Source organism: Cupriavidus basilensis, assembly GCF_029335485.1.
Classification (GTDB): Bacteria; Pseudomonadota; Gammaproteobacteria; order Burkholderiales; family Burkholderiaceae; genus Cupriavidus; species Cupriavidus basilensis_E.
The window spans coordinates 1-1,058 of sequence record NZ_JARJLM010000058.1 but is presented as its reverse complement, the minus strand read 5'-3'; the positions used below and the strand labels follow the sequence as shown (position 1 = coordinate 1,058).

1 protein-coding gene is annotated in these 1,058 nt (G+C 72.7%); it reads right to left on the bottom strand.

Annotated elements, in window-relative coordinates:
- On the bottom strand, positions 1–1,058 hold a 1,058-nt coding region (locus P3W85_RS03500; protein WP_276263745.1), incomplete at both ends, for a TIGR03862 family flavoprotein.

Genomic DNA, 1,058 nt, shown 5'->3' with positions numbered 1-1,058 from the left:
CCGCGGCGCCCAGCCCGGCCGCGCGCCCGCTGGCAAAGCAGGCGGTCAGCAGGTAGCCGCCGGTGGGCGCTTCCCAGTCCAGCATTTCCCCGGCGCAGAATACGCCCGGTATCGCGCGCAGCATCAGCTGCGCATCCAGGGCCTCGAACTCGACCCCGCCCGCGCTGCTGATCACTTCATCGAGCGGGCGGGCGCGCAGCAGGCGCACGGGCAGCGCCTTCAGCGCCGCGGCCAGCCGCGCCGGGTCGGCGAATTCTTCCTTGGACAGGCATTCGCGCAGCAGCCCGGCCTTCACGCCGGTGATACCCAGCTTGCTTTGCAGATGGCTCGACAGCGAGCGCGCGCCGCGCGGGCGCTGCACCGCCTCGGCCACGCGCTCCGCTGTGAGGCCGGGTGCCAGGTCGAGCTGGATCACGGCCTCGCCGGTGGTTTCCAGCAGGTCGCGCATGGGCGCGCTCAGCGCATAGACCAGGCTGCCCTCGATGCCGCCCGCGGTGATGACGAACTCGCCCGGGCGGTAGTGCTCGCCACCATCGCGATCGCGCAGGCCGATGGCGACCGCCTTCAACGGCTGGCCGGCGAAGCGCGTGCTGAAGTGCTCGCTCCAGGCCACGTCGAAACCGCAGTTGGCGGGGCGCAAGGGGGCTACGCCCACACCGCGCGCGGCCAGCAGCGGCACCCAGGCGCCCGTCGAACCGAGCCGCGCCCAGCTGCCGCCGCCCAGCGCCAGCACCACCGCGCCGGCCTGCACCAGCCGCTCGCCGTCGGGCGTGGCGAAGCGTAGCTTGCCTGAAGCACTTCCCTGCGCGTCCTCCCAACCCAGCCAGCGATGCCGCATATGGAACTGCACGCCGGCTTCGCGCAGGCGGTGCAGCCATGCGCGCAGCATCGGCGCGGCCTTCATGTCGGTGGGGAAGACGCGGCCCGAGCTGCCGACGAAGGTGTCGATGCCCAGCCCGTGCACCCAGTCGCGCAGTGCCTGCGGATCGAAGCCCGCCAGCAAGGGCGCGATCTGCGTGCTGCGGCTGCCATAGCGCGCCAGGAAGGGCGGCATCGCT